16 protein-coding genes are annotated in these 20,288 nt (G+C 66.9%); 10 read left to right on the top strand and 6 right to left on the bottom strand.

Features of this window, described 5'->3' with window-relative positions:
* Positions 1 to 128: 128 nt before the first annotated feature.
* Positions 129 to 683 carry an RNA polymerase sigma factor gene (locus ACOZHM_RS20075; protein WP_421571103.1) on the bottom strand — a complete coding sequence of 185 codons (555 nt, stop codon included), beginning with the start codon at positions 681 to 683 and terminating at the stop codon, positions 129 to 131.
* 271 nt (positions 684 to 954) lie between these two features.
* On the opposite strand from ACOZHM_RS20075, the gene ACOZHM_RS20080 reads away from it, so the two are divergent.
* Positions 955 to 3,837, top strand: coding sequence for a bifunctional diguanylate cyclase/phosphodiesterase (locus tag ACOZHM_RS20080; RefSeq protein WP_421571105.1), 2,883 nt, complete (start codon positions 955 to 957; stop codon positions 3,835 to 3,837).
* Positions 3,838 to 3,867: 30 nt separating this feature from the next.
* On the opposite strand, the gene ACOZHM_RS20085 is transcribed toward ACOZHM_RS20080, so the two are convergent.
* Together ACOZHM_RS20085 and ACOZHM_RS20090 are read right to left on the bottom strand one after the other, a co-directional pair.
* Entirely contained in the window at positions 3,868 to 4,461 is a 594-nt protein-coding gene (locus ACOZHM_RS20085; protein ID WP_421571107.1) for a TIGR00730 family Rossman fold protein, read from the bottom strand.
* Positions 4,462 to 4,614: 153 nt separating this feature from the next.
* On the bottom strand, positions 4,615 to 6,111 hold the full coding sequence (locus ACOZHM_RS20090) for an aminotransferase class III-fold pyridoxal phosphate-dependent enzyme (protein ID WP_421571109.1): 1,497 nt from the start codon (positions 6,109 to 6,111) through the stop codon (positions 4,615 to 4,617).
* 212 nt (positions 6,112 to 6,323) lie between these two features.
* Here ACOZHM_RS20090 and queA point away from each other — a divergent pair, with 212 nt between their 5' ends.
* The 6 genes from queA to fabV all read left to right on the top strand — a co-directional run bounded on the left by queA (position 6,324) and on the right by fabV (position 13,399).
* The gene (gene queA, locus ACOZHM_RS20095) at positions 6,324 to 7,391 is read left to right on the top strand and encodes a tRNA preQ1(34) S-adenosylmethionine ribosyltransferase-isomerase QueA (RefSeq protein ID WP_421571111.1); all 1,068 of its coding nucleotides are present in this window, start codon (positions 6,324 to 6,326) and stop codon (positions 7,389 to 7,391) included.
* A 38-nt stretch (positions 7,392 to 7,429) separates the two neighbouring features.
* Positions 7,430 to 8,560, top strand: a complete 1,131-nt coding sequence (tgt, locus tag ACOZHM_RS20100; protein ID WP_421571113.1) for a tRNA guanosine(34) transglycosylase Tgt — start codon at positions 7,430 to 7,432, stop codon at positions 8,558 to 8,560.
* 151 nt (positions 8,561 to 8,711) lie between these two features.
* Positions 8,712 to 9,056, top strand: a complete 345-nt coding sequence (gene yajC, locus ACOZHM_RS20105) for a preprotein translocase subunit YajC (RefSeq protein WP_313342504.1) — start codon at positions 8,712 to 8,714, stop codon at positions 9,054 to 9,056.
* A 61-nt stretch (positions 9,057 to 9,117) separates the two neighbouring features.
* Complete coding sequence (secD, locus tag ACOZHM_RS20110) at positions 9,118 to 10,974, top strand: protein translocase subunit SecD (RefSeq protein WP_421571115.1); 1,857 nt, start codon at positions 9,118 to 9,120, stop codon at positions 10,972 to 10,974.
* Between the two features lie 16 nt (positions 10,975 to 10,990).
* Positions 10,991 to 11,971, top strand: coding sequence for a protein translocase subunit SecF (secF, locus tag ACOZHM_RS20115; RefSeq protein WP_421571117.1), 981 nt, complete (start codon positions 10,991 to 10,993; stop codon positions 11,969 to 11,971).
* Between the two features lie 171 nt (positions 11,972 to 12,142).
* Positions 12,143 to 13,399, top strand: a complete 1,257-nt coding sequence (fabV, locus tag ACOZHM_RS20120; protein ID WP_421571119.1) for an enoyl-ACP reductase FabV — start codon at positions 12,143 to 12,145, stop codon at positions 13,397 to 13,399.
* 465 nt (positions 13,400 to 13,864) lie between these two features.
* Here fabV and ACOZHM_RS20125 read toward each other — a convergent pair whose 3' ends face one another.
* The 3 genes from ACOZHM_RS20125 to ACOZHM_RS20135 form a co-directional block, all read right to left on the bottom strand.
* Positions 13,865 to 15,931 (bottom strand): EAL domain-containing protein, encoded by a 2,067-nt coding sequence (locus ACOZHM_RS20125; protein WP_421571120.1) that lies wholly within the window; start codon positions 15,929 to 15,931, stop codon positions 13,865 to 13,867.
* 90 nt (positions 15,932 to 16,021) lie between these two features.
* Entirely contained in the window at positions 16,022 to 17,206 is a 1,185-nt protein-coding gene (locus ACOZHM_RS20130) for an NAD(P)/FAD-dependent oxidoreductase (RefSeq protein ID WP_421571121.1), read from the bottom strand.
* A gap of 10 nt (positions 17,207 to 17,216) precedes the next feature.
* Positions 17,217 to 17,771 carry a YaeQ family protein gene (locus ACOZHM_RS20135; RefSeq protein ID WP_421571122.1) on the bottom strand — a complete coding sequence of 185 codons (555 nt, stop codon included), beginning with the start codon at positions 17,769 to 17,771 and terminating at the stop codon, positions 17,217 to 17,219.
* A gap of 42 nt (positions 17,772 to 17,813) precedes the next feature.
* On the opposite strand from ACOZHM_RS20135, the gene ACOZHM_RS20140 reads away from it, so the two are divergent.
* The 3 genes from ACOZHM_RS20140 to ACOZHM_RS20150 all read left to right on the top strand — a co-directional run bounded on the left by ACOZHM_RS20140 (position 17,814) and on the right by ACOZHM_RS20150 (position 20,269).
* Positions 17,814 to 18,707 (top strand): pseudouridine synthase, encoded by an 894-nt coding sequence (locus tag ACOZHM_RS20140; RefSeq protein WP_421571124.1) that lies wholly within the window; start codon positions 17,814 to 17,816, stop codon positions 18,705 to 18,707.
* A 497-nt stretch (positions 18,708 to 19,204) separates the two neighbouring features.
* Complete coding sequence (locus ACOZHM_RS20145) at positions 19,205 to 19,414, top strand: cold-shock protein (protein ID WP_006451993.1); 210 nt, start codon at positions 19,205 to 19,207, stop codon at positions 19,412 to 19,414.
* 162 nt (positions 19,415 to 19,576) lie between these two features.
* Positions 19,577 to 20,269, top strand: a complete 693-nt coding sequence (locus tag ACOZHM_RS20150) for a glutathione S-transferase family protein (RefSeq protein ID WP_421571126.1) — start codon at positions 19,577 to 19,579, stop codon at positions 20,267 to 20,269.
* The last annotated feature ends 19 nt before the right edge of the window (positions 20,270 to 20,288 follow it).

Genomic DNA, 20,288 nt, shown 5'->3' on the forward strand with positions numbered 1-20,288 from the left:
GGGCTGCACGGCCGCGCGCGCGGCGGCGAGCACGGCCTCGTCCAGCGCGGCGGACGGCGCGCTCGGCGCGGCCCGGCCGAGCAGGCGGGCCAGCTCGCGTTCTTCCGGCGTCAGCGGGTCAGGGCGGTTCATGGGTTCAACTCCGCACGCAGCTTGTCCATCGCGTAGCGCAGGCGCGATTTGACCGTCTCGCGGCCCACGCCGGTGATCTCGGCGATGTCCTCCAGGCTCAGCTCCTGCTCCAGCCGGAGCTGCAGCACCGTGCGCTGCTCCTCGGGCAACTGCTCCATCGCCAGCTGCAGCCGGCGGCGCTGTTCGAAGTCGGACAGCTGGGTCTCAGGGGTGCGGCTGTCGCTCATCCGCGCCACCCGCTCGTCGGCATCGCCGGGTGCTGCAGGGCGATGCCGTGAGGCGCGCCAGTGGTCATTGAGCCGATTATGGGCAATGCGGAACAGCCACGTGGTGAAGGCGGCCTCGGGCTGCCAACCGGCCCGGGCGGCAATGACCCGCTGCCAGACGTCCTGGAACATCTCGTCGGCCAGCGCCGCATCGCGCAGCTGGCGCAGCAGGAAGCTGTACAGGCGGTTGCGATGCCGCGTGTACAGGGTCTCGAACGCACGCAGGTCGCCACCGGCCCAGGCCAGCATCAGCGACTCGTCGGTTGGCAGGGCGGCGGCATCCACGGCGCACAGAGTAAGCGCTGAATGGGCCCCCGCATAGCCGAGCAGCGGGGAGCGGGGTAGAGCCAGGCCCTGCCTGGCTGGACGGATCGGTAGAGCCAGGCCCTGCCTGGCTGGCGCAGCAATGGGCATCACAAGGGGCGGGCAGGGAGGGAACACACAAGCATCAACGTCCATCGGCGACAAACGGGGTTGTCGGGCTTCCACTGCCCCCGGGGTGGCGCGTTATGCTCCGGGCACAGGGGAGGTGCCGGGCTTCCGTCGCCAGATAGAGATGAACATGCTGTCCAGCCAGGTAGAGACGTCCGCGGGGCATCCTGACCGTGGCGCGGTGGTTTCCACCGCGCTTGCGCGGACGCTGTGCGCGTTGTTGCCCGATGGCGCGCAGGTGGCCCTGGGCTGGTCCGAAGCAGGCGTGGGCGAGGGCTGCCTGCAGCAGCCGGCAGCATCGTCGGCGGACGCCATCACGCTGGACGCGCTGCTGGGCAGTCCCGCATCGGTGGATGGCCCCCTGCGCCGGTGGCAGCACGAGGGCGGCGAACTGGCCATCCGTGCGGTGCTGCCCGACGGCACGCCGCCGGATAAGGCGTGGTGGGCCGTCGCCCGGCCCTGGCTGCAGGATGCCTTGACCCTGGCCCGGCAACGCGAGCAGATCACATCGCTGGACACCTCCAAGCGCCTGCAGCAGGCGCTGTACGAGATCGCGGACCTGGCCGGTGCCGACCTGGAAATGACCGAGATGCTCCGGCATTTCCATCGGGTACTGAATTCGCTGATGTACGCCCAGAACTGCTACATCGTCGAGTACGACGATGTGCGCCGGCGGATCCGCTTCCTGTACTTCGCCGACCAGCGCGACAGCTTCGTCGCCGATCCGGATCGCAGCTACGAAGAACATGAAATGCCGCGCAGCCTCACCTTCGCGCTGCTGCGCCATGGCCAGCCGCTCAGCGGGCCATCCAATGAGCTGCTGGCGGCGATGACCGACGAGTACGACCCCCGCCGGGGGCCGGAGAGCCTGGACTGGCTGGGCGTGCCGATGCTGCGCGAGGGCCGCGTCTGCGGGGCGATCGTGGTGCAGAGCTATGAACAGCGGGTGCGCTACAACGAGGCCGACCGCACCCTGCTGGGGTATGTGGCCCAGCACATCCTGACCGCGATGGACCGGCGCCAGGCGCAGGTGCAGCTGGAGCGCCAGGTGGAGCGGCGCACGCTGGAGCTGCAGCGTGCCAACCACAGCCTGCAGGACGAGGTCGTCGAGCGGCGCCGTGCGGAGAAGCTGCAGCTGGCACTGTTCAATATCGCCGAAATGGCGATGAGCGCCGAGAGCCTGTCCCAGTTCTACGTGCAGGTGCACGGGGTGGTGGGCACGCTGCTGGACGCTCGCAATTTCTACATCGCACTGGTGGACGAGAGCGGCGAAGGGCTGGAGTTCGTCTATTCCGTGGACGAGTACAACCCGGCGCGCGCCTCGCGGCCGTTCAGCAAGGGCCTGACCGAGTACATCGTGCGCAACCGGCAGCCGCTGCTGGCCTCGCGCGCGCATATCGACGCGCTGCGTGCATCCGGCAGCGTGAACGAGTTCGGCGCGCGCTCGCATTGCTGGCTGGGCGTGCCGCTGCTCAGCGACGACGACGTGGTGGGCGTGATCGTGGTGCAGAGCTACTCGCCGGAGATCAGCTTTACCGCGCACGACCAGCGCCTGCTGACCTTCGTGGCGCAGAACATCGGCAACGGCCTGGCCCGCCAGCGCGACCAGGAACGGCTGCGCAACGCGCATGCCGAGCTGGAGAAGCGCGTGGAGGAACGCACCCGCGAGCTGGCCGAGGTCAACGGCAAGCTGCTGGGCCAGATCGGCGAACGCCTGCGCGCCGAACAGCGGCTGACCCACCAGGCGCTGCACGATGCGTTGACGGGGTTGCCCAACCGCGCGCACCTGCTGGACCGCCTGGAGGATGCCATCGCCCGTGCGCGCTCGCGCGACGGGCTGCGTTTTGCCGTGCTGTTCCTGGACCTGGACCGCTTCAAGCTGGTCAATGACAGCATCGGCCACGCCGCCGGCGACCAGATGCTGGTCGAAGTGGCCAAGCGGATCGTCTCGATGGTGGCCGGCGACGACGTGGTGGCGCGGCTGGGAGGCGATGAATTCGCGATCCTGCTCGAATGCGAGCAGGGGCTGTCTTCGGCGCGCGAATTCTCGCAGCGCATGCTGGTGGCGCTGGAGGAGTCGATGTGGGTGCAGGGCCGCGAGCTGTTCCCGTCCGGCAGCCTCGGCATCGCGATGTGGAGCCCGCGCTACCGCAACGGCGAGGAAATGGTGCGCGACGCCGATGCGGCGATGTACCGGGCCAAGGCCCAGGGCAAGGACCGCTGCGCCGTGTTCGACGAGGCCATGCGCGAGGAAGCCCTGCGCAGCCTGGACCTGGAAGCGGATCTGCGCCGTGCCATCAACAACCGCGATTTCCTGCCGTATTACCAGCCGATCGTGCGCCTCACCGATGGCGAGGTGGTCGGCTACGAGGCGCTGCTGCGCTGGCGGCATGAGCGCCGCGGGCTGCTGCTGCCCAGCGCGTTCCTGGACCTGGGCGAGGAGAGTGGCCTGATCGAGCAGGTGGACTGGCTGCTGTACGAAGAGGTGATCGGCCAGCTGGCCCGCGGCGGCGAGGGCTATCTGTCGGTCAACGTGTCGCCGCGGCACTTCCGCTCGGCGGATTTCAGTTCACGCCTGTTCGGGCTGATCGAAGCGGCCGGCGCCGACCCGCGCCGGTTGCGGCTGGAGATCACCGAGGTGGCGCTGCTTGACGACGGCCCGCGCACCCTGCGCATTCTGCAGACGCTGCGCGAGCGCGGCGTACTGGTCCAGCTGGATGATTTCGGCACCGGCTTCTCGGCGCTGTCCTACCTGCACCGCTTCCCGATTTCGACGCTGAAGATCGACCAGAGTTTCATCGCCGGGCTGCATGGCCAGGACATCCAGAGCACCTACGCGCTGGTACAGGGCGTGCTGTCGCTGGCACGCACGCTGGGCATCGAAACGGTGGGCGAGGGCATCGAGAACATGGCCCAGCAGCAGACGCTGCTGCAGCTGGGCTGCGACTACGGCCAGGGCTACCTGCTGGGTCGCCCTGCGCCGATGGACACGTTTGTCATCGGGTGATACCGGAAAGCGGGGCAGAGCCCCGCTCTACTACCGCAACGCGGTGCGCCGCTTCTCGTCGATCCACTTCGACGCCTGCGCGGGCTCATAGGCGCGCATCCAATCCAGCATGGCGTCGATGTCCGAGCCGTACCACAGGTCGGCGCGCTGCTCGGGGTGCAGGAAACGCTCTTCGACCATGCGGTCGATCATGCCGATGAGGGGGGCGTAGAAACCGTCCACGTCCAGGAAGGCGCACGGCTTGTTGCCGATGCCGAGCTGGCGCCAGGTCAGCATCTCGAAGATTTCTTCCATGGTGCCGAAGCCGCCGGGCAGGGCGACGAACGCATCGGAAAGATCGAACATGCGCGACTTGCGCTCGTGCATCGAACCGACGATTTCCAGTTCGGTCAGGCCGCGGTGGGCCACTTCCCAGTCCGCCAGCTGCTGCGGAATGACGCCGGTGACCTGGCCGCCGCCTTCCAGCACGGCGTTGGCCACGGTGCCCATCAGGCCGACGTTGCCGCCGCCGTAGACCAGGCGCAGGCCGTCGCGGGCGATGCGGTCGCCGAGCGCGATGGCGCGTTCGGTATAAATGGGCTTGCTGCCGGCGTTGGAGCCGCAGTAAACGCAAATCGACTTCATTGGATCTTCCTGTGTTCTAAGGTGCTGCAGCGGAAACGAAAAAGCCCCGCCGATGACCGATGAACCGGTTTCGTGACGGGGTGGGTTCCGCAATACAGGCCGCCATTATCGCATGGCGGCACAACGCGGTCGCCGGGCAGCGCCCGGCGGTGTTCAGGCGGCTTGCGATTGTTCCTTGCGCGGGCCTTCCCGGAGGGCGCGGCCGACCAGGCTTACCAGCAGGTCCAGCTCTTCGCTGTCCATGCCGAAATGCGGGGTGAACCGCAGCGAATTCTCGCCGCCGTGGATGACATTGATGCCATGGTTGCGCAGCCATTCCTCGGTGGAATGGGTGCCGTAGCACTTGAACTGCGGGGCGAGCTCGCAGGAGAACAGCAGGCCGGTGCCCTGCACCTTGGTAATCAGGCCGCCCAGCTCGGTCTTGAGCTGTTCCAGCTTGCGCACCGCTTCCTCGCCACGCGCACGGATGTTGGCGCGCACCTCGGGGGTGAGCAGCGACAGCGTCGCGCAGGCCACGTCGAGCGCCCGCGGGTTGGAGGTCATCGTGTTGCCGTAAATGCCCTTGCGGTACAGCTGCGCGGCATGCTCGGTGACGGCCAGCACCGACAACGGGAACTGCGCGGCGTTCAGGGCCTTGGAATAGGTCTCCATGTCCGGCACGTCCAGGCCTTCGAAGCCGGGGTAGTCCACGATCGACAGCACACCGTGCGCACGCAGGCCGGCCTGGATCGAGTCCAGCAGCAGCAGGCTGCCGTGCTGGCGGGTGAGCGTGCGGGCCAGGGCGTAGAACGACGGCGGCACCGAACGGCCCGGGTCGCCTTCACCCATCACCGGCTCCAGGAACACGGCCTCGATGAACCAGTGCTGCTGCTCGGCCTCGGCGAACACGCGCTTCAGCGCGTCCTCGTCGTAGGGCGCGATGGCGATGACGCTGTCCTCGCCACGGTAGCTGGCCAGGTGCTGCATGTAGGTCTTGCGGCTGGAATCGGAATACAGCCCAGGGCGGTCGGTACGCCCATGGAAGCTGCCCTTGACGACCACGCGCTTGATCCTGGCGCCGGCGTGGCGGGCGCCGGGATCGGTCTGCAGCTTGGCGTTCACATCGGCGATGCGCGCGGCCAGGCCGACGGCTTCCGAACCGGAATTCAGGCACATGAAGTGGCTGTACGGGCAGCCGCCGCGGCTCTGCCCGATCTCACGCCGCAGCGCCTGGATGAAGCGCTGCTGGGACAGGCTGGGGGTCATCACGTTGGCCATCACCTGTGGGGCGGACATCGCCTCCAGCACCGGCTCCGGGGTGTGCCCGAAGCCCAGCATGCCGTAGCCGCCGGCGTCGTACAGCACCGCGCCCTTCAGGGTGACGACCCAGGCGCCACGGGCGGCCAGGGCGACGTACGGGGTCACCGCATCGTCGGCATAGAAATTGACGAAACCGTCCTGCATCGCCTCGATCTGGGCGCGTTCGTCCAGCGGCAGTACGGCGGCCAGGTCGGCACGGACGCGCTCGAATTCGGCGGCGGCGGCGTCCACCGCAGCCACCAGCTGCGGGTGCCCGGCGGCCAGGCGTTCGAGGGTGGCGTCATCCAGGCCGGTGGTGAGGCGGGTACCGGGCTGGGCGCGAAGGGGGGCGAGGCGTTCGATGAAGCTCATTGCAGATCTCCTGAAACGATTGGCGGCACGGCGCAAACGCAAAACGCGCGACCGGGGGCGCGCGCCTGGGGCAATGCGACTCGTGCATCAGACTTCCGGTTCGATGCTATCACGGGGTTTTTCGCGCGATAACCCCGCAAAAAACTGTTGCAAAGCAGCATTTTGCGCGACGTTCAGGGCTTCCCGCGCTGCCACCGGGAGCCAGTCGTACAATGCGCGACATTGTCTACACGTTGCCGTGCGCTCCCTTGAAGAAGTCCGACTTCCATTACGACCTTCCCGCTGAACTGATCGCGCAGGCGCCGCTCGCCGAGCGCTCCGCGAGCCGCCTGATGGTGGTGCCACAGGCCCCGGCGGCGTTAGAACACCGCCAGGTGCGCGACCTGCCGGCGCTGCTGCGGGCCGGCGACCTGCTGGTGTTCAACGATACCCGGGTGATTCCGGCCCGCCTGTTCGGCCAGAAGGCCAGCGGCGGCCGCGTGGAGATCCTGATCGAACGCCTGCTGGGCGCGCAGCAGGCCCGCGCCCAGGTGGGCGCCAGCAAATCGCCCAAGCCGGGCAGCCGGATCGCGCTCGATGCCGGCGGCGAGGCCGAGGTACTGGGCCGCGACGGCGAGTTCTATGTGCTGCAGTTCCACGTGCCCGAGCCGCTGGAGCAGTGGCTGCTGCACGCCGGGCGCCTGCCGCTGCCGCCGTACATCCAGCGCGAGCCGGGGCTGGACGACCGCGAGCGCTACCAGACCGTGTTCGCCCGGGAAGTGGGTGCGGTGGCGGCGCCGACGGCCGGCCTGCACTTCGACGAGACCCTGCTGGCGGCGCTGGCCGACCAGGGCGTGGGGTTCGGCCACGTGACCCTGCATGTGGGCGCGGGGACCTTCCAGCCGGTCCGGGCCGACGACCTGAAGGACCACGTGATGCACCGCGAATGGCTCAACGTGGGCGCCGAACTGGTCCAGCAGGTGCGCCGCACCCGCGCCGCGGGCGGCCGGGTGATCGGCGTGGGCACCACCGTGGTGCGTGCACTGGAAAGTGCCATGCGCGAGGGCGAACTGCTGCCGTACTCGGGCGAGACCCAGATCTTCATCACCCCCGGCTACCGGATCCGCAGCGTGGACGCGATGGTGACCAACTTCCACCTGCCCGAAAGCACCCTGTTGATGATGATCTCGGCCTTCGCCGGGCAGGCGCGGGTGTTCGAGGCGTACCGCGCCGCGATCGAGGAAAAGTACCGGTTCTTCAGCTATGGCGATGCCATGTTGTTGTTTCCACAGGGGGATTGAGCCGATAATCGGCGACTATTTGTCCCTGTGACCGCTCCATGTCCCGACTCCAGTTCCAGCTCCAGACCACCGACGGGCGTGCCCGCCGTGGCCGCCTGACCTTCCCGCGCGGGACGGTGGAAACCCCGGCCTTCATGCCGGTGGGCACCTATGGGTCGGTCAAGGGCATCCTGCCGGAGCAGATCCGTGCGCTGGGCGCCGAGATCATCCTGGGCAACACCTTCCACCTGTACCTGCGCCCGGGCCTGGACGTGATCGCCGACCACGGCGGCCTGCACGGCTTCGCGCGCTGGAACGGCCCCATCCTCACCGATTCGGGCGGTTTCCAGGTGTTCTCGCTGGCCCACCGCCGCAAGATCACCGAGCAGGGCGTCACCTTCGCCTCGCCGACCGATGGCGCGAAGGTGTTCCTCGGCCCCGAAGAAAGCATGAAGATCCAGAAGGTGCTCGATTCGGACATCGTGATGATCTTCGACGAGTGCACCCCGTACCCGGCCACCGAGCCGGTGGCGCGCACCTCGATGGAGCTGAGCCTGCGCTGGGCCCAGCGCAGCCGCAACGCGCACGACGAGCTGGGCAATGACGCCGCGCTGTTCGGCATCGTCCAGGGCGGGGTCCATCACGACCTGCGCAGCCGCTCGGCCGAGGGCCTGCAGCAGATCGGCTTCGACGGCTATGCGATCGGTGGCCTGGCCGTGGGCGAGCCCGAGCACGAGCGCAACGCGATGCTCGAGCACATGCACCCGATCCTGCCGGCCGACCGCCCGCGCTACCTGATGGGGGTGGGGCGGCCGGAAGACCTGGTGGAAGGCGTGGCCCGTGGCGTGGACATGTTCGACTGCGTGATGCCGACCCGCAACGCCCGCAACGGCCACTATTTCACCTCGTTCGGTACCGTGCGCATCCGCAACGCCCGCTACGAGCGCGATATGGACACCATCGAGCCGGGCTGCGGCTGCCATGCCTGCACCAGCGGCTACACCCGCTCGTACCTGCGCCACCTGGACCGCTGCAATGAAATGCTGGCGCCCATGCTGGCCACCATCCACAACCTGTATTACTACGAGAAGCTGATGGCCGACATGCGCGCGGCCATCGAAGCGGGAACCTTCGAGGCCTTCCGCGAGTCCTTCTATGCGGCCCGGGGCATGGCCACGCCGCCGCTGTAACCGGCCCACCGGCCCCGATCCGGCGCGCGGACCCTGCCAAACGGCCCAAGGACGAAGTCCCGGGGCCGTGGCATACTTCGCGGCTGACCACTGTTTCGCGGCGACACCCGGCCCCACAAGGGCAGGGCGCCTCCCAACCCAAGGACACACCATGAACCTGCTCGCTTTCCTGATCCCCGCCGCACACGCCCAGGCCGCTGGCGGCCAGCCGCAGGGCTTCGGCCTGACCACGCTGCTGTTCCCGATCATCCTGATCGCGATCATGTACTTCCTGATGATCCGCCCCCAGATGAAGCGCCAGAAGGAACACAAGGCGATGCTGGAGAAGATCAAGATCGGCGACGAAGTGCTGACCAATGGCGGCATTGCCGGCGTGGTCAAGGCCATCGGCGACAACTTCATCACCATCGAAGTGGCCGACAACGTGAACATCCGCGTGCAGAAGGGCGCCGTGGGCAACGTGCTGCCGACCGGCACCCTGAAGTCGGCCAACTAAGCCACTCCCTTTCCGAAGCACAACCGCGGCGCCGGGACTGGCGCCGCGCAGGAACCTGGCAATGCTTGAATTTCCACGCTGGAAATACGTCGTCATCCTGATCGTACTGGCGCTCAGCGCGCTGTACGCTCTGCCCAACATCTATCAGAAGGACCCCGCCGTCCAGATCACCGCCAACCGTGGCGGCCAGGTCGACGACGCCCTGCGCGAGCGCGTGCTGGCCGACCTGAAGCAGGCCGGCATCAGCACCATCGGCGCGGAGAAGGAAGGCGACAGCCTGATCGTGCGCCTTCCGGACCTGCAGACGCAGGCGGCGGCGAGCGAGAAGCTGCGCGACAGCGTGGGTGAAAACTACACCGTGGCCCTGAACCTGGCCTCGACCGTGCCGGACTGGCTGTCCCGACTGGGTGGCCGGCCGATGGTGCTGGGTCTGGACCTTCAGGGCGGCGTGCACTTCGTGCTGCAGGTGGACCAGAAGGCGGCGGTCGACAAGCGCATGGACGCCTACGCCGAAGACGTGCGCGGCACGCTGCGCGAGTCGCGCGTGCCGTTCCAGTCGGTTGAACGCCGCGCGGACAACGCGATTGTCGCCACGCTGAGCCCGTCCACCGACGATGCCGCCGTGGAGCGTGCCCGCCTGGCGCTGGCCAAGGCGCAGCCGACCATGGGCTACGACGTCGCCGGCAAGCGCATCACCATGACCGTGCCCGAATCCGAGCTGAGCCAGATCACCAACGGCGCGATCGAGCAGAACATCAACACGCTGCGCAACCGCGTCAACCAGCTGGGCGTGGCCGAACCGATCATCCAGCGCCAGGGTGCCGACCGCGTGGTCGTGCAGCTGCCGGGCGTGCAGGACACCGCCGAAGCCAAGCGCATGATCGGCGCGACCGCGACGCTGGAATACCGTGCGGTGGTCGAAGGCAACGCGCAGGACGCGATCGCCTCCGGCCGCATTCCGCCGGAAGCCAAGGTCTACCAGCAGCGTGATGGACGCGGTCCGATCCTGCTGAACAAGCGCGTGATCGTCACTGGTGACCAGATGGTGGCTGCCCAGGCCGTCACCGATGCCACCACGGGTACCCCGTCGGTCAGCGTCACGCTGAACAGCGTCGGTGGCCAGCGCATGTTCGACTTCACCAGCGCCAACGTGAACAAGCCGATGGCAGTGGTCTACACCGAGCGCGTGCCGGTGGTGACCGAGGTCGATGGCAAGGAAGTGCGCAGCTTCCGCGTCAACGAGGAAGTAATCTCGGTGGCCAACATCAACGGCGTGTTCGGCAAGCAGTTCCAGACCACCGGTCTGGAGAAGAAGGAAGCCGAAGACCTGGCCAAGCTGCTCAAGTCCGGTTCGCTGGCTGCCCCCATGGACTTCGTCGAAGAGCGCGTGGTCGGCCCCAGCCTGGGTGCCGAGAACGTCGAGCGCGGCATCACCGCGGTCATCTACGCCTTCATGTTCACGCTGATCTTCTTCACCGTGTACTACCGCATGTTCGGCCTGATCACCTCGGCGGCGATGCTGTTCAACCTGCTGATCGTGGTGGCCGTGATGTCGCTGTTCGGCGCCACCATGACCCTGCCGGGCTTCGCCGGTCTGGCGCTGTCGGTGGGCCTGTCGGTCGACGCCAACGTGCTGATCAACGAGCGCATCCGTGAAGAGCTGCGTGCGGGCGTGCCGGGCAAGACGGCCATCGTGACCGGCTACGAACGTGCCAGCGGCACCATCCTCGACGCCAACCTGACCGGCCTGATCGTCGGCGTGGCCCTGTTTGCCTTCGGCACGGGTCCGCTGAAGGGCTTCGCCCTGACGATGATCATCGGCATCTTCGCCTCGATGTTCACGGCGATCACCGTATCGCGCGCGTTGGCGACGCTGATCTACGGCCGCCGCAAGAAGCTCCAGAACGTGGCCATCTGACGGGACGACACGCACAATGAAACTGTTTCCGCTGCATATCCTCCCGAACGACACCAAGATCGACTTCATGCGGTGGCGCCATGCTGCCATGGCGGTCACCATCGCGGTGTTCCTGGCCTCTGTCGGCATCGTTGCCTTCAAGGGCTTCACCTTCGCACTGGACTTCACCGGTGGCACCCTGATCGAGGCCCGCTTCGAGCGTCCGGTGGACGTCGAGCAGGTGCGCTCCCGCCTGGAGTCCACCGGCTTCGAGGGCACCCAGGTACAGAGCTTCGGTGGCAACACCGACGTGCTGATCCGCCTGGCCCCGCACGGTGAACATGCCCCCGGTACCGGCGCTGCCAGTGCCGAGGACAAGGCCACCGGCGCCGCCGTGCTCAAGGCGATTTCCACTACCGAGAACCCGGCCACCATCCTGCGCAACGAGTTCGTGGGTCCGCAGATCGGCAAGGACCTGGCGATGAATGGCCTGTACGCCACCATCTTCATGTTGGCTGGCTTCCTGATCTACATCGGCTTCCGGTTCGAGTGGAAGTTCGCGGTCACCGCCAGCATCGTGGCCCTGTTCGACCTGCTGGTGACGCTGGCATACGTGTCGTTGCTGGGTCGCGAGTTCGACCTGAATGTGCTGGCCGGCCTGCTGTCGGTGATGGGTTTCGCCATCAACGACATCATCGTGGTGTTCGACCGCGTCCGCGAAAACTTCCGCAGCCTGCGCGTGGAACCGCTGGAAGTGCTGAACCGCTCGATCAACCAGACGCTGTCGCGTACGGTGATCACCGCGGTGATGTTCTTCCTGTCGGCACTGGCGCTGTACATGTATGGCGGCGCATCGATGGAAGGCCTGGCCGAGACCCACATGGTGGGTGCGGTGGTGGTCGTGCTGTCCTCCATCCTGGTGGCCGTGCCCATGCTGACCATCGGCTTCCTGCGCGTCAGCAAGCAGGACCTGCTGCCGAAGGCCAAGGACGTCGAAGCCCTGGCTCGCCGGCCGTAACGGCAGCCCCGGCCATTGGCCGGAAACCCGAAACACGGAAACGCCGCGCCCTGCGCGGCGTTTTCGTTTCCACCGTACCGGGGCGTCGGTTGTGCTGTTCAGCCGCGCGCACTACGATTCCCGGGTTGCGTGCGGCCGTTCCCGAGGCCCACCGTTCCCTCCGAGGTCTTCATGGTCATCAAACCGCGTGTGCGCGGCTTCATCTGCGTCACTACCCATCCGGTCGGTTGCGACGCCGCCGTCAAGCAGCAGATCGATTACATCCAGGCCCAGCCGAAGATCCACAACGGTCCCAAGCGGGTGCTGGTGCTGGGCGCCTCCACCGGCTACGGCCTGGCCGCGCGCATCACCGCCGCGTTCGGCAGCGGCGCCGCCACCCTGGGCGTCTTCTTCGAACGCCCGGGGACCGAGACCAAGCCCGGCACCGCCGGCTGGTACAACTCCGCCGCGTTCCACCGCTACGCCGAACAGGCCGGCCTGTACGCCAAGAGTGTCAACGGCGATGCCTTCTCCGACGAGGTCAAGGCCAAGGTCATCGAGCTCATCAAGCAGGATCTCGGCCAGGTCGACCAGGTCGTCTACAGCCTTGCCGCGCCGCGCCGCAAGCACCCCAGGACCGGTGAAGTGATCAGCTCCACGCTCAAGCCGATCGGCGCGCCGATCACCCTGCGTGGCCTGGATACCGATAAGGAACTGATCACCGAAACCACCATCGAACCGGCCACCCCGGAAGAGATCGCCGGCACCGTTGCCGTCATGGGCGGCGAAGACTGGCAGATGTGGATCGACGCGCTGCTGGAGGCTGGCGTGCTGGCCGACGGCGCCACCACCACCGCCTTCACCTACGTGGGCGAAGAGATCACCCAGGCCATCTACTGGAACGGTTCCATCGGTGCCGCCAAGAAGGATCTGGACGACAAGGTCAAGGGCATTCGCGCCAAGCTGGCCCCCATCGGCGGCGACGCACGCGTGTCCGTGCTCAAGGCCGTCGTCACCCAGGCCAGCTCGGCCATTCCGACCATGCCGCTCTATCTCTCGCTGCTGTTCAAAGTGATGAAGGAAAAGGGCACGCACGAGGGCTGCATCGAACAGCTCGACACCCTGTACGACATCCTCTACGGCGGCAAGGACACCGGCACCGCCGTCGAGCGCCTGCGCCACCAGCTGCTGGCAGATGGCCGCACCGTCGAACTGGTCGACGAAGCCGGCCGCCTGCGCGCCGACTACAAGGAAATGGCGCCGGAAGTGCAGGGCGAAGTCGTTGCCCTGTGGCCGCAGGTGACCAACGAGAACCTGTACGAAATCAGCGACCTGGCCGGCTACAAGGCCGACTTCCTGCGCCTGTTCGGCTTCGGCGTGGACGGCGTGGATTACGACGCGGATGTCGCGACCGATGTGGCGATTCCGAACCTGGTGGATATGACCTGATTGACGGCATGCCGACCCACGGTCGGCATCTACCGGAAATCCATGAAAGATGCCGCCCGGTGGGCGGCATTTTTTTGGGTTATTGCGTGCGTACAAAAAGAGCAGACACGCATGGCGTGTCTTTACGATGATGTGTCGGTAGGCGCGGCAGGGTTCCGCTGATCGTGCCGATCGGCACGGAAACGCATGACCCAAAAACGAATCCGGATTTGACGTTGCTCGCCCTTGGCCACCAGCAAACCGTCAAAGGGTCGGCGGGGGTGGGTTTGCGGGACTGTAGAAAACATGGATGTTTTCTACAAGCCCCCAAGGGTGAAGGCGCACTGCTTGCGAGGCACTGCCTCGCGTGCGACTGAACGCACAGGCGCCAGCGCCTGGGCCGGGGCCCGGAGGGCGGTTCACGGCGTGTCCCGCAAACCCACCGCCGCCGGCCCAAAGCAGTGACATTTGCAGACATGGGCTTGATCAGAAATCGAAGTTCATCACCGGGCTTGCGGGCCCCACGAACTCGCCCTGCACGTAATCGACGCCGGCGCTGAACAGCAGGCTCATCGAGCCGTTGTCGGCCACGAACTCCGCGATCGTGCGGATGTTGGCTTCCTGCGCGCGCGCCGTGATCTCGCCGATCTTCTCGCTGTTCTCGCGGGTGCGGGCGAAATCGCTGGTGAAGTCGCGGTCCAGCTTCAGGAACTGCGGCTGGAAGTGCGCCAGCAGCTGGAACGAATCCAGGCCCGAACCGAACTGCTCCAGCCCGATCCGGCAGCCGAGCGGCGCCACATCGGCCAGGAACTGCTGCGCATTGCGCAGGTGGGTGAACACCTTTGCCTCCGGCGCATGCAGCCACAGCCGCTCGCCCGGCACCCCGTGCGCCTGCAGCTCGCGACGGATCGTCGCGATCATCAACGGGTCGTTGAACGACTCCGGCGTGATCTTCACCATCATGTGCGTCGCATGCCCGGCGCGCTCGCGCTGGCCCAGCACATTGATCGCGTGTGCCACCACCCAGCGGTTGATGTCCGCCAGCAGCCCGTGTTCCTCCGCGATGCCCAGGAACGCCGTGGGGCTCACCAGCTCCCCGTTGTTGTCCAGGCGCAGGTAGGCCTCGTACAACTCCAGTGGCTCGCCACCCAGGTTCAGCACCGGCTGGTAGTGCAGCTGGAAACCGTCGCCGGACAACGCCTCATTGATGCGCGCCACCCAGCGCTGGATGCGCTCTTCCTCCACACGGTCGATCGCGGCTGGATCGAAGATGCGGCTGGTATTGCCCAGTTCCGATGCCGCCTGCTGGCACTCCGTCGCGCGCGCCAATACCTGGCCGATGCTCGCGATCTTCTCGCCGACCTGCACACCGCCGATGCTCACCGTCACCGTCGCCGAGCGATCGCCGATGCTGAACACCTGCGCCGCGAACGCGTCGCGGATCTGGTCCGCCAGCGCCTCCGTCTGCGCAAACGCACCTTCCGTCAGCACCGCGAAACTGTGTTCGTTGAAGCGGGCCACCTGCACCCCTTCACCGACCGCACCGGCCAGCACCCGGGCGAGGGCGGCGATCAGCGCATCGGCCGAGTCCAGCCCGATGTCCGGCAGCAGCCGTGCGTAATGGTCCGGCTCCACCAGCAGCAGGCCGAAGCGACCCTCGCTTCGGCCGGCCTGCGCCACCGCCTGTTCCACATGCAGCATGAACGTCGGGCGGTTTAGCAGCCCGGTGACCTGGTCGCGCTGGCGCAGGTCCTCGACCTCGCGCGCCAGCTCCGGATCGAACTCCATCCGGCGCCGGAACACCACCTGCAGGCAGCTCTCGCCTTCGTACGTGGCCGGCGTGAATTCCATCGTCGCGGCGAACACCGCGCCGTCCTGGTTGCGCGCGTCCACCTGGTACTGCGGCGGCGGCGCCTCACCCTTGCTCAGCGACTTCAGCAGCTGCTTGAAGCCTTCCACATGCTGCGGGGCGACCATGTCCAGCAGCGAAATGCCTTCCACGTCCTCAAACGAGTCATACCCGAACATCTCCAGGTAGGCCTCGTTGGCGCGGATGTGCATGCCCTCGTGGACATACGCGATCGGGTCGCGCGAGGACGAGATCAGCGCATCGCAGCGGCGCTCGGTCTCGCGCATCTGCGCCTCGATCCGGCGCAGGCCGCGGCGGGCATGCAGGTCGGTCCATTCGTTGCGGACCACCGCCAGCAGATGCTCGGGGCGGTTGCGCAGGGCGACCGCACGGATGCCATTGGCACCGGCCTCGACCCATTCGGATTCATTGATCGTCTCGGCCAGCAGGATCATCGGAATGTCCTTGCCGCTGGCCGCGATCTGCTGGGTCACCAGGAGCAGCGGAATGCTCTGCGCGGGCGCGGCCAGCACCAGGTCGATCGGCTGGCTGCCGATGATCTGTGCCAGCTCCTCGCCGTTCTGCGGTCGCGCCGGGCGCACCGCGATGCCGCTGTTGCGCAGCATGCTGACGATGGTTTCGGCATTCTCGCCGCTGTCATCCACGATCAACAGGCGGACGGTGATGTCATTCGCGTTCTGCATTCACTACTCCCCAGACTGCAAACTTGATACACGATGCGTGTGACTACGTCCATGCCGGCGATGGCCGCCGATCACAGAGTGTGAGCGCGGTTACACCACCTGGCCGGCGGCGCGGCCGCTGGCCCAGGCCCACTGGAAATTGTAGCCGCCCAGCCAGCCGGTGACGTCCAGCACCTCACCGATGAAATGCAGGCCAGGCACCAGCTGCGATTCAAACGTGCTGGACGACACCTTGCGGGTGTCCACCCCTCCCAGCGTGACCTCGGCAGTACGGTAACCCTCGGTGCCGCTGGCGACCAGAGGGAAGTCCTGCAGCAGTGCGGCGGCGTGTCGCAGCTCGCGCTCATCGATCTGGCGCACCGGGCGGTCCGGCAGCCAATGCTCGCACAGGCGCACCGCTAACCGGCGCGGCAGCACCTCCGACAGCACCGTGCGCAGCTCCGCCGCACCACGGTCGCGCTTCATCGCGCGCAGCCATTCCTCGGCGTCCTGGCCGGGCAACAGGTCCAGGTGCAGCGCATCGCCCGGCTGCCAGAACGAGGAGATCTGCAGGATCGCCGGGCCGCTGACGCCGCGGTGGGTGATCAGCATCGAATTGCGGAACTCCACGTCGTTGCAGCGCGCCGCCACCGGCAGGGCAACCCCGCTCAGCTCGTGGAAGCGCTCCTGGTGCGTGCCGCTCAGGGTCAACGGCACCAGCCCGGCGCGGGTCGGCAGCAACGTGTGGCCGAACTGGCGGGCCAGCTCGTAGCCGAAACCGGTGGCGCCCAGACTGGGAATGGACAGGCCGCCGGTGGCGACCACCAGCGAGGCGGCATGGAAGCGGCCCTGCGCGGTCTGCACGTGGAAGCCGTCGGCCCCGCGTTCGACCTTCTCGACGGCGCAGTCGGTCCGGATCTGCACGCCGGCCGCCGTGCACTCGTCCACCAGCATGCGCACGATCTGCTTGGACGACACATCGCAGAACAGCTGGCCCAGTTCCTTCTCGTGGTAGGCGATGCCGTGGCGCTCCACCATGCCGATGAAATCCCACGGCGTGTAGCGCGCCAGCGCCGACTTGCAGAAGTGCGGGTTGGCCGAGAGGAAGTTGGCCGGCGTGGTGCCGGTGTTGGTGAAGTTGCAGCGGCCCCCACCGGACATCAGGATCTTCTTGCCGACCTTGTTGGCGTGGTCGATGACCTGCACCATGCGGCCGCGCTGGCCGGCGGTCAGCGCGCACATCAGCCCGGCCGCACCGGCGCCGATCACCAGGACATCGCAGCGGATCGTACTCATCGGTGCGGGATCAGGCCTGCGGCTTCTTCTTGCGCCAGCTCGGGGTGACCGTCAGGTGTGCCTTCTCGGACATCAGCTGGACCTCCCCGTCTTCGATGATCACGCTCCAGGTCATGGTGCGCTCGATCTGCTCGCCCCATTCGGTGACGAAGTCACCCGGCAGGTCCATGACCTCCAGGGAGGACAGCTTGTTCAGCGCGGCGCCATTGCGCTTCCACCACGTGTCGGTGAGGTTGCTGCTGCCGTACATCACCAGCTGCACCGCGCGGGCCCGGCCACTTGCCTTGCGCAGGCGCGACTCGTCGGGTTGGCCCAGCTCGATCCACTGTTCGATTTCACCGGTGTAGTCGCGGCGCCACAGGTCCGGCTCGTCATCCACGCTGAGCCCGCGGCCGAATTCCAGGCGCTCGTCGGCATTCAACGCAAAGGCCAGCAGCCGCACCATCAGGCGCTCGTCGGTCTCCGACGGATGCTGGGCAAGGGTCAGCGCGTGGGTGGCGTAGTAGCCGCGGTCCATGTCGCTGATCTGCAGTTCGGCCTTGCGGATGGTGGCGGTGAGGGCCATGGGGGTACCGTAAACAAAGAGCACCATGATAATGCGTGGGATATGCACCCGTCCGATCCGATTCACGGCCACGTCGCCGCAAGCCGCCTGCAGCTGCCGCCGGGTCACTGGGCCTGCCTGCTGGACGGGTTGTGTGCGCGCTTTCCCCGTATCGACCGCGCACGCTGGCAGGACCGGTTTGCCCGGGGCCTCGTGCGTGACCTGCAGGGCAGGGCGTTGTCGCCCGGGCAGCCCTGGCAGGTCGGGCTGGAGATCCAGTACTTCCGTGAGGTGGCCGATGAGCCGCTGATCCCGCACCGCGAGGCGATTCTGTATGCCGACGCGCATCTGCTGGTCGCCGACAAGCCGCACTTCCTGCCGGTCACCCCGGCCGGGGCGTACGTGCAGCAGACCCTGCTGGCGCGCTTGATGGCCTGCACCGGCAACCCGGCGCTGGTGCCGCTGCACCGGCTGGACCGGCTCACCGCCGGGCTGGTGCTGTTCTCGACCTGCGTTGAGACGCGCGACGCCTACCAGCGCCTGTTTCGCGAGCGGCGCATCGCCAAGACCTACGAGGCGATCGCCCCGGCGTTGCCCGGGGTGACGTTTCCGCACGAGCGCCACAGCCGGCTGGTGCCGGGCGAGCCTTTCTTCCGTATGGCCGAGGCGCCCGGCGAGCCGAATGCCCGCACCCGCATCGAGGTGATCGAGGCAGCCGGCGCGCATTGGCGCTATCGGCTGTCGCCGGAGACCGGGCGCAAGCACCAGCTGCGCGTTCACATGGCGGCGCTGGGGGCGCCGATCCTGGGTGACGATCTGTACCCGGATCTACGTGGGGTGGGGGAGGGTGATCCCGACCAGCCCCTGCAGTTGCTGGCCCGGGCGCTGGCGTTCGACGATCCGCTGACCGGAGCGGCTCGGCAGTTCACCAGCGAGCTGCAGTTGGAACCGCCGTAACGCCGGGCTCTGCCTGGCATCACGGCGCCCCGCACCACTGCGGTAGAGCCACCCCATGGGTGGCTGTGCTTCGATCCAGGATTGCGCAGCCACCCATGGGGTGGCTCTACGTCCGGTGATTGGACACCGCGCAGCCGGGCAGCCGGGCTCTACGGCCCAAGGTTCCCGAACCTGAGAGCCAGCCGTCCGGCCATTTGGCTCAAATTAAGCCTGGAAAAATCTGAATAGGGCGTCCGAATTCGTGTAGGATGCCCCAATCCCTTGTCCTGTCAGGCGGGACGGGGGAAGGTGGCTGAACAACGCAGCTATCGCTTTTTCGGTAAAACACGCGTATCGTCCCCCACACTGTGTTTGCTAGGGTCACCGTGAATCGTGGCCTGGTGCAGTTGATCTCACGATCCGCTCATCGATCCGCTTTACCAACGCCTGCAACTCAGTCTCGGCTCCGGAAATCCGGTGGCCGCGATTATTTCAACTTATGTTTCAGGAGTTAGTACATGTCTGATCGTCAGAGTGGCACCGTCAAGTGGTTCAACGATGCCAAGGGCTTCGGCTTCATCACCCCGGAAAGCGGTCCCGACCTCTTCGTGCATTTCCGCGCCATCCAGGGCACCGGCTTCAAGTCGCTGCAGGAAGGCCAGAAGGTGACCTTCGTCGCCGTGCAGGGCCAGAAGGGCATGCAGGCTGACCAGGTGCAGGCGGTCTAATCGACCCGCCGCAACCGCAAGGTAGCCATGAACGCCGGAAGCGCAAGCTTCCGGCGTTTTTTATTGGCGCTGCTTTTCCCGGGCGCTGTGCCGGCGGTCGCGCAATGACGCGCCCGTTCACGCTGGCGGTTAGCATGGGGGTTTGCCGTTGCCGGAACCGCCATGATCAAGGTGCACCATCTGGACCACTCCCGTTCGCAGCGCGTGCTGTGGATGCTGGAGGAGCTGAACCTGCCGTACCAGCTGGTCAATTACCAGCGCGATCCGACCACCTGGCTGGCGCCGCCGGCGCTGCGTGAGATCCATCCGCTGGGCAAGTCGCCGGTGCTGCAGGACGACGCCTTGGTGCTGGCCGAATCCGGCGCGATCCTGGAATACCTGGCCGACCGCTACGACAGCGCCCGCCAGCTCTCGCCCGAGCCGCTGCCGGCACAGGCTGCCGAACGGGTCCGCTACCGCTACTGGATGCATTACGCCGAAGGCTCGGCCATGCCGCCGCTGCTGATGAGCCTGGTGTTCGCGCGCATACGCAAGGCCCCGATGCCGTTTTTCGCCAAGCCGATTGCGCACGGCATCGTCGACAAGGTGATGAAGACCTTCGTGGGGCCGCAGTTGAAGCTGCACCTGGAGTGGATGGAACGCGAGCTCGGCAGCGCGCCATGGTTCGCCGGTGAACGCTTCACCGCGGCCGATATCCAGATGAGCTTCCCCCTGCAGGCTGCCGCCTCGCGTGCCGGCAGCATGGAGCGTTACCCGAAGCTGCAGGCGTTCCTGCAGCGCATCGAGCAGCGCCCGGCCTACCAGCGTGCGGTCGAACGCGGCGGCCCGCTGAACCTGGGGGCAGGCGCCGCCTGAGCTTGCAGCCGCGCGCCGC

Origin of the sequence: Stenotrophomonas sp. PD6 (genome assembly GCF_049199305.1) — a bacterium.
GTDB lineage: Bacteria > Pseudomonadota > Gammaproteobacteria > Xanthomonadales > Xanthomonadaceae > Stenotrophomonas.

What these genes read in the sequence shown, in the direction of transcription:
- ACOZHM_RS20140 (WP_421571124.1), top strand. Translation starts at nt 17,814, where the DNA reads ATGCACCCGTCCGATCCGATTCACGGCCACGTCGCCGCAAGCCGCCTG.
- fabV (WP_421571119.1), top strand. Translation starts at nt 12,143, where the DNA reads ATGGTCATCAAACCGCGTGTGCGCGGCTTCATCTGCGTCACTACCCAT.
- tgt (WP_421571113.1), top strand. Translation starts at nt 7,430, where the DNA reads ATGTCCCGACTCCAGTTCCAGCTCCAGACCACCGACGGGCGTGCCCGC.
- ACOZHM_RS20135 (WP_421571122.1), bottom strand. Translation starts at nt 17,771, where the DNA reads ATGGCCCTCACCGCCACCATCCGCAAGGCCGAACTGCAGATCAGCGAC.
- yajC (WP_313342504.1), top strand. Translation starts at nt 8,712, where the DNA reads ATGAACCTGCTCGCTTTCCTGATCCCCGCCGCACACGCCCAGGCCGCT.
- queA (WP_421571111.1), top strand. Translation starts at nt 6,324, where the DNA reads ATGCGCGACATTGTCTACACGTTGCCGTGCGCTCCCTTGAAGAAGTCC.
- ACOZHM_RS20145 (WP_006451993.1), top strand. Translation starts at nt 19,205, where the DNA reads ATGTCTGATCGTCAGAGTGGCACCGTCAAGTGGTTCAACGATGCCAAG.
- secD (WP_421571115.1), top strand. Translation starts at nt 9,118, where the DNA reads ATGCTTGAATTTCCACGCTGGAAATACGTCGTCATCCTGATCGTACTG.
- ACOZHM_RS20150 (WP_421571126.1), top strand. Translation starts at nt 19,577, where the DNA reads ATGATCAAGGTGCACCATCTGGACCACTCCCGTTCGCAGCGCGTGCTG.
- ACOZHM_RS20085 (WP_421571107.1), bottom strand. Translation starts at nt 4,461, where the DNA reads ATGAAGTCGATTTGCGTTTACTGCGGCTCCAACGCCGGCAGCAAGCCC.
- secF (WP_421571117.1), top strand. Translation starts at nt 10,991, where the DNA reads ATGAAACTGTTTCCGCTGCATATCCTCCCGAACGACACCAAGATCGAC.
- ACOZHM_RS20125 (WP_421571120.1), bottom strand. Translation starts at nt 15,931, where the DNA reads ATGCAGAACGCGAATGACATCACCGTCCGCCTGTTGATCGTGGATGAC.
- ACOZHM_RS20090 (WP_421571109.1), bottom strand. Translation starts at nt 6,111, where the DNA reads ATGAGCTTCATCGAACGCCTCGCCCCCCTTCGCGCCCAGCCCGGTACC.
- ACOZHM_RS20080 (WP_421571105.1), top strand. Translation starts at nt 955, where the DNA reads ATGAACATGCTGTCCAGCCAGGTAGAGACGTCCGCGGGGCATCCTGAC.
- ACOZHM_RS20130 (WP_421571121.1), bottom strand. Translation starts at nt 17,206, where the DNA reads ATGAGTACGATCCGCTGCGATGTCCTGGTGATCGGCGCCGGTGCGGCC.